The 7,657-nt window shown below is 69.9% G+C and carries 7 protein-coding genes; all 7 read left to right on the forward strand.

The features are described from left to right. Positions 1-1,962 (forward strand): translation initiation factor IF-2 (gene infB, locus WA805_RS27335; protein ID WP_425243775.1); only part of this gene is annotated, 1,962 nt, incomplete at its 5' end. 18 nt (positions 1,963-1,980) lie between these two features. Then, complete coding sequence (locus WA805_RS27340; protein WP_422276821.1) at positions 1,981-2,277, forward strand: DUF503 domain-containing protein; 297 nt, start codon at positions 1,981-1,983, stop codon at positions 2,275-2,277. Between the two features lie 6 nt (positions 2,278-2,283). Continuing rightward, positions 2,284-2,733, forward strand: coding sequence for a 30S ribosome-binding factor RbfA (gene rbfA, locus WA805_RS27345; RefSeq protein WP_422287440.1), 450 nt, complete (start codon positions 2,284-2,286; stop codon positions 2,731-2,733). A 13-nt stretch (positions 2,734-2,746) separates the two neighbouring features. Continuing rightward, positions 2,747-3,805: a tRNA pseudouridine(55) synthase TruB gene (gene truB / locus WA805_RS27350; RefSeq protein ID WP_425243777.1), complete on the forward strand. Its 1,059-nt coding sequence runs from the start codon at positions 2,747-2,749 to the stop codon at positions 3,803-3,805. 33 nt (positions 3,806-3,838) lie between these two features. Next, positions 3,839-4,786, forward strand: coding sequence for a bifunctional riboflavin kinase/FAD synthetase (locus tag WA805_RS27355; RefSeq protein ID WP_422287438.1), 948 nt, complete (start codon positions 3,839-3,841; stop codon positions 4,784-4,786). 108 nt (positions 4,787-4,894) lie between these two features. Beyond that, complete coding sequence (rpsO, locus tag WA805_RS27360) at positions 4,895-5,164, forward strand: 30S ribosomal protein S15 (protein WP_422272360.1); 270 nt, start codon at positions 4,895-4,897, stop codon at positions 5,162-5,164. A 332-nt stretch (positions 5,165-5,496) separates the two neighbouring features. Next, on the forward strand, positions 5,497-7,657 hold a 2,161-nt coding region (locus WA805_RS27365), incomplete at its 3' end, for a polyribonucleotide nucleotidyltransferase (RefSeq protein WP_425243776.1).

Below are 7,657 nucleotides of genomic sequence, written 5' to 3' on the forward strand. Positions count from 1 at the left end.
GCTCCGGCTCGTCCCGGTGGCCGGGGCAGGGCAGGCGGCACCGCGGGCGCCTTCGGGCGTCCCGGCGGCAAGCCGAGCCGTGGCCGCAAGTCGAAGAAGCAGCGGCGGCAAGAGTTTGACAACATGCAGGCCCCGACGATCGGCGGCGTGCAGGTTCCGCGCGGCAACGGCCAGGCCATCCGGCTCAGCCGCGGCGCTTCGCTCAGCGACTTCGCCGACAAGATCGGCGCCAACCCGGCGAGCCTGGTGCAGGTGCTGTTCCACCTCGGCGAGATGGTGACGGCCACCCAGTCGGTGAACGACGAGACGCTGCAGCTGCTCGGCGCCGAGCTGAACTACAACGTTCAGGTCGTCTCCCCCGAGGAGGAGGACCGGGAGCTGCTCGAGTCGTTCGACATCGAGTTCGGCGAGGACGAGGGCGGCGAGGAAGACCTCCAGGCGCGGCCCCCGGTGGTCACCGTCATGGGTCACGTCGACCACGGCAAGACCAAGCTCCTCGACGCGATCAGGCACACCAACCAGGTGGCACGCGAGGCGGGCGGCATCACCCAGCACATCGGTGCGTACCAGGTGCAGACCGAGGTTGACGGCGACGAGCGGAAGATCACCTTCATCGACACCCCGGGTCACGAGGCGTTCACCGCCATGCGTGCCCGCGGCGCCGAGACCACCGACCTGGTGGTGCTCGTGGTCGCGGCGGACGACGGCGTGAAGCCGCAGACCACCGAGGCGCTGAACCACGCCCAGGCGGCGAACGTGCCGATCGTGGTGGCGGTCAACAAGGTGGACAAGGAGGGCGCCGACCCGGCTCGGGTGCGGGCCCAGCTCACCGAGTACGGCCTGGTGGCCGAGGAGTTCGGCGGCGACACCCAGTTCGTCGACGTGTCCGCGACCAAGGGCATCGGCATCGACCAGCTGCTCGAGGCGGTCATCCTGACCGCGGACGCCGCGCTCGACCTGCGGGCCAACCCCGAGCAGGACGCGCAGGGCACCGTGATCGAGGCGCAGCTCGACAAGGGCCGCGGCCCGGTCGCGACCGTACTGGTGCAGCGCGGCACGCTGCACGTCGGCGACTCGATCGTTGGCGGCGACGCCTACGGCCGGGTGCGGGCCATGCTCGACGAGAACGGCGACCAGCTGTCCGAGGCGCTGCCGTCCCGTCCGGTGCAGGTGCTCGGTCTCACCGCGGTCCCCGACGCCGGCGACAACTTCCTTGTTGTCTCCGACGACCGGATGGCCAGGCAGATCGCCGAGCGCCGCGAGGCCCGCGAGCGGACCGCGCAGTTCGCCCAGCGCAGGCGCCGGGTCACGCTCGAGGACCTGGAATCGGCGCTCAAGGCCGGCCAGCGCGAAGAGCTCCTGCTCATCATCAAGGGTGACGTGTCCGGGTCGGTGGAGGCCCTGGAGGACGCGCTGCTCAAGATCGACGTGGGCGAGGAGGTCACGCTGCGGGTCATCGGCCGCGGCGTCGGCGCGATCACCCAGGACGACGTGAACCTGGCCATCGCGTCCGACGCGGTGATCATCGGTTTCAACGTCCGTCCGGCCGGCCGGGCCGGCGAGCTCGCGCAGCGCGAGGGCGTGGACATCCGCTACTACTCGATCATCTACCAGGCGATCGAAGAGGTGGAAGCCGCGCTCAAGGGCATGCTCAAGCCCGAGTTCGAGGAGGTGCAGCTCGGCACCGCGGAGGTCCGCGAGGTCTTCAGGGTGCCGCGGGTCGGCAGCATCGCCGGCTGCATCGTCCGTTCCGGCACGATCAACCGCAACAGCAAGGCGCGGCTGGTCAGGGACAGCGTGGTGATCTCGGACAACCTGACCGTGGAGTCGCTGCGCCGGTTCAAGGATGACGTGACCGAGGTCCGCGAGGGCTTCGAGTGCGGTATCGGCGTCGGCTACAACGACATCAAGGTCGAGGACGTCATCGAGACCTTCGAGATGCGGGAGAAGCCGCGCGCTTAACCCGCGAGATGTACCGAGATGTACATAGCCGCGCTGACGCTGGACGTGCTGCTGGGCGACGTCCGCTCGCTGAAACAGAAGCGGGCCGTCGTCCGGCCGCTCGTCGCGGAACTGCGGCGCCGGTTCCCCGGCGTCGCAGTCGCCGAGACCGGTCACCTCGACCTGCACCGGCGTGCTGAAATCGGAGTGGCGGTCGTGTCCGCCACTGCCGGCAACGCGACGCAGGTGCTTGACGAGTGCGAGCGTCTGGTGGCGGGGCGACCGGAGATCGAGCTGCTGTCCGCGCGGCAGCGGCTGTTTACCGAAGAGGAGTGACCGACCATGGCCGACGCCCGCACGCGCCGTCTCGCCGAGCGGATCGCCGTGCTCGTGGCCGAGCTGCTCGAGCGCCGGATCAAGGACCCCAGGCTGGGTTTCGTCACGGTGACCGAGGCGCGGCTGACCAACGACCTGCGGGAGGCGACGGTCTACTACACGGTCCTGGGCACGCCGGAGGAACAGGCGGAGAGCGCCGCCGCGCTGCACAGCGCGACCGGCGTCATCCGCTCGGAGGTGGGCCGGCAGCTCGGGCTGCGGCACTCCCCGTCGATCGAATTCGTCGCCGACGCGCTGCCGGACAACGCGCGCCGCATCGACGACCTGGTCGCGGCCGCCCGGCAGGCCGACGAGGAGCTGGCCCGCGCCCGGGAGGGCGCGACCTGGGCCGGCGACCCTGACCCGTACAAGAAGCCGGCCGAGGATGAGGACGACTGGGCCGACGAGGACGAGTGACGGCCCGATGACCGTGCCTTCCGGGCTGATCATCGTCGACAAGCCCGGCGGTATGACCTCGCACGACGTGGTCGCCAGGATCAGGAAGCTCGCCGGCACCCGCCGCGTCGGGCACGCGGGGACGCTCGACCCGATGGCGACCGGCGTCCTCGTCGTGGGTGTCGAGAAGGCCACCAGGCTGCTCGGCTACCTCACGCTGACCGAGAAGGAGTACGCGGCGACGATCCGGCTCGGCCAGTCGACGAGCACCGACGACGCGGAGGGCGAGCCGACCGGCGGCGCCGCAGCCAGCGGCATTTCCAGGGCAGCGCTTGACGCCGGGGTCGCGCGGCTGACGGGCGAGATCTCCCAGGTCCCGCCCGGGGTCAGCGCGATCAAGGTCGGCGGCCAGCGCGCCTACAAGCTCACCCGCGCGGGCGCCGCGCCTGACCTGGCCGCCCGCCGGGTGACCGTCTACGAGTTCGCCGTCGGCGAGGTCCGCCCGTGCGGGGACTACCTGGACGTCGACGCGCGGATCCGCTGCTCGAGCGGTACGTACATCCGTGCGCTCGCCCGCGACCTCGGCGCCGCGCTGGGCACCGGCGGCCACCTGACCGCGCTGCGGCGTACCGCGGTAGGCCCCTACCGGCTCCAGCAGGCGCACTCTTTGGAAGATTTGTCCGAACGTATGCAGCTGACTCCGCTGCCTGCAGCCGCTGCCGCGGCCTTCCCGCGGCTGGACCTCACGGCGGACGACGCCCGCCGCCTGGCACACGGCGTCCGCATCCCGGTCCCGCCGCACGGCACCGCCAGCCAGGAAACATCGCCCCTCGCTCCCGGCGTCGCCCCCGGCATCGCCTCCGCCGCTCCAGGCATCGCCTCCGCCACCCCCGGCATCGCCCCTCCCGCTCCCGGCATCACCTCCGCGGCTCCCGGCGCCGCCCCCGCGACCCCTCAAACCCCAATAGCCGCATTCGCCCCGGACGGCACACTGGTGGCGCTTGTCACCGAAGAGTCAGGCCGCTTGCGCTGCCTCGCCGTCTTCGCGGACCCGCCCCGGGCAGCCGCCCTCGGCCCTGGCGGGGATGGCTAGGCTTGATCCGGAGCTAAGGAGGGCGAAACTATCGTGTACCGCTGGTACGGCCTCGACGAGGTGCCCGAAGGGTGGGGTGAGTCCGTCGTCACGATCGGCGTGTTCGACGGCGTGCACCGGGGCCATCAGCGCATCGTGGAACGCGCCGCACAGGCCGGCAAGGAGCGCGGGCTGCCGGTCGTGGTGATCACGTTCGACCCGCACCCGGACGAGGTGGTCAGGCCGGGCAGCCACCCGCCGTTCCTGTGCTCGGCCCGCCGCCGCGCCGAGCTGCTCGCCGGGATGGGGGCCGACGCGGTCATCGTGCTGCCGTTCACCGTCGCGTTCTCCCGGCTTGACCCCGACGAGTTCGTGCGGACCGTGCTGGTCGAGCGGCTGCACGCCGGCCTGGTCGTAGTGGGGGAGGACTTCAGGTTCGGCCACAAGGCCGCCGGAGACGTCCCGCTGCTCGCCAAGCTGGGCGAGAAGTACGAGTTCAGCACCGAGGGCATGCCGCTGCTCGTCGCGGACGGCGCGACGATCTCCTCGACATCCATCAGGCACATGCTGGAAGAGGGCGACGTGGCGGCGGCGGCGAAGGCGCTCGGCCGTCCGCACCGGGTCGAGGGAGTCGTGGTCCGCGGTCACCAGCGCGGCCGGGCACTCGGCTTCCCGACCGCCAACCTGGAAATGCCGCCGCACACCGCGATTCCCGCCGACGGGATCTACGCGGGGTGGCTGGCCAGCCTGGACGCGGAGGGCCGTGACGAGCGGCGCTGGCCGGCCGCGATCTCCATCGGGACCAACCCGACGTTCGGCGCCGGCGGCGACCGGACCGTGGAGGCGTACGCGCTCGACCGCAACGACCTGGATCTGTACGGCGTGCACGCCGCGATCGACTTCGCGGCGCGGCTGCGCGGCACGCTCAGGTTCGAGTCGGTCGAGGCCCTGGTGGAGCAGATGCGCCGCGACGTTGACCAGGCTCGCGAACTCACTCGGTAGCGCGTGGTAGTGTGAAACGCTGCCGGTAATGGACCGGCGGGGATGTGCTGCACCCTCATCGCGGCCGTCCTTCGGGTTAACACCCAAACACCAAGCTTAAGGAGCCACGTGCCGCTCGACGCCGAAGTCAAGAAGCAGATCTTCGCGGAGTACGCGACAAATGAGGGTGACACCGGTTCGCCGGAGGTCCAGATCGCGCTTATGACCCGCAGGATCAACGACCTGAACGAGCACCTCAAGGTGCACCAGCACGATCACCACAGCCGCCGCGGCCTGCTGCTGCTCGTGGGCCGCCGCCGCCGGCTGCTGACCTACCTGCGCAACACCGACATCAACCGGTACCGCACGCTGATCGAGCGCCTTGGGCTGCGCAGGTAGCTGCCCCTTTTCACACCGGGCCGGTGAGCTGGACCCGGTGACTCTGGGCCGGTAACGTTGGCGCTGGCCCGCTTGATAACAGAAAATAAGCGATAAGACACATCCCGTAGCCCCCGGCCCCGAGCGCCTGGGCCGGTCCTCGGTAGTGGTCCCCGCGGTCAGCATCTAGCTACCCGAGGGCTTCGATCGAAGACCGGCCAGCGTCCCGCTGGAACGCAGAGCGACTAGAGAATACCCAAGGAGAACTGCGGAAACGCAAAGCGGGTACGCCAGAGCCGACCACGGCAACGGCGGCGGGTGGGTGCGGGATCGACCGCAAGGAGGTTCCACCCGTGAAGGGTGTGAAGAGCGCCGAAGCCGTTATCGATAACGGTGAGTTTGGTGTACGCAAGATTAGGTTCGAGACGGGTCGGCTGGCCCGCCAGGCGAACGGTTCCGCGCTCGCCATCCTGGACGACGAGACCGTCGTCCTGTCCGCCACCGTCGCGGGCAAGCAGCCGAGGGAAGGCCTGGACTTCTTCCCGCTCACGGTGGACGTCGAGGAGCGGATGTACGCGATAGGCCGGATCCCCGGCTCGTTCTTCCGCCGCGAAGGCCGTCCGTCCGAGGACGCGATCCTCACGTGCCGGCTGATCGACCGCCCGCTGCGCCCGAGCTTCGTCAAGGGGCTGCGTAACGAGATCCAGGTCGTCGCCACCATCCTGGCGCTGAACCCGGACCACCTCTACGACGTGGTCGCGATCAACGCGGCATCGATGTCCACCCAGCTGGCGGGCCTGCCGTTCTCCGGCCCGATCGGCGGCGTGCGGGTCGCGCTGATCAGGGACCAGTGGGTCGCGTTCCCGACCCACGAGCAGCTGAGCCACGCGACGTTCGACATGGTCGTCGCGGGCCGGGTACTCGAGGACGGCGACGTGGCGATCATGATGGTCGAGGCGGAGTCCACGCCGGAGACGCTCAAGCTCTTGAAGGACGCGGAGACCACCGGCGCGGTCACGCCTGACGAGGAGACCGTCGCCGAGGGCCTCGAGGCGGCCAAGCCGTTCATCGCCGCGCTCTGCGAGGCGCAGCGGATCCTCGCCGCGGAGGCCGTGGAGGCCGGCATCAGCTCGGCAGGCACCGCGGAGTTCCCCATATTCGCCGACTACACCGAGGACGTCTACCAGGCCGTCGCCGACTCGGTCTCCGACGAACTGGCCAAGGCCCTGACGATCGCGGGCAAGGCCGAGCGCGAGGCCGAGGAGGGCCGGGTGAAGGCCCTCGCCGTCGAGCGCCTCGTCGCGTTCGAGGGCCGCGAGAAGGAGATCAGCGGCGCCCTGCGCAGCCTCACCAAGAAGCTGGTGCGGGAGCGGATCATCCGCGACAACCTGCGCATCGACGGTCGCGGCCTGACCGACATCCGGCCGCTGTCCGCCGAGGTCGGCGTGCTGCCGCGGGTGCACGGCTCCGCGCTGTTCGAGCGCGGCGAGACTCAGGTGCTCGGCGTGACCACGCTCAACATGCTCCGCATGGAGCAGATGATCGACACGCTGAACCCTGAGCGGACCAAGCGCTACATGCACAACTACAACATGCCGCCGTACTCGACCGGTGAGACCGGCCGGGTGGGGTCGCCGAAGCGCCGCGAGATCGGCCACGGCGCGCTCGCCGAGCGCGCACTGCTCCCGGTGCTGCCGACGCGCGAGGAGTTCCCTTACGCGATCCGCCAGGTCTCCGAGGCGATCAGCTCCAACGGCTCCACGTCCATGGGCTCCGTCTGCGCCTCGACGATGGCGCTGCTCAACGCCGGCGTCCCGCTGAAGGACATGGTGTCGGGCATCGCGATGGGCCTGATCCACGAGGGCGGCCAGTACGTGACGCTCACCGACATCCTCGGCGCCGAAGACGCGTTCGGCGACATGGACTTCAAGGTGGCGGGCACGGAGCACATCATCACCGCGCTCCAGCTGGACACTAAGCTCGACGGCATCCCGGCCTCGGTGCTTGCCGCCGCGCTGAAGCAGGCGCACGGCGCGCGGATGACGATCCTCGGCGTGATGCGCGGTGCTATCACCGAGCCCGGCGAGATGTCCCCCTACGCACCGCGGATCATCACGCTGAAGGTCCCGGTGGACAAGATCGGCGAGGTCATCGGCCCGAAGGGCAAGATGATCAACTCGATCCAGGACGACACCGGCGCCGAGATCACGATCGAGGACGACGGCACTATCTACGTCGGCGCGACCGACGGCCCATCCGCCGACGCGGCGCGGGACATAATCAACGCGATCGCGAACCCGCACATGCCCGAGGTGGGCGAGCGGTTCCTCGGCACCGTGGTGAAGACGACCACGTTCGGCGCGTTCCTCTCGCTGCTGCCGGGCAAGGACGGCCTGCTGCACGTCACCCAGATCCGCAAGCTGCACGGCGGCAAGCGGATCGAGAACGTCGAAGACGTGATCCACGTGGGCGACAAGATCCAGGTCGAGATCCGCGAGATCGACGACCGCGGCA

The organism is Trebonia sp. (assembly GCF_049794275.1).
Lineage (GTDB): Bacteria > Actinomycetota > Actinomycetes > Streptosporangiales > Streptosporangiaceae > Trebonia.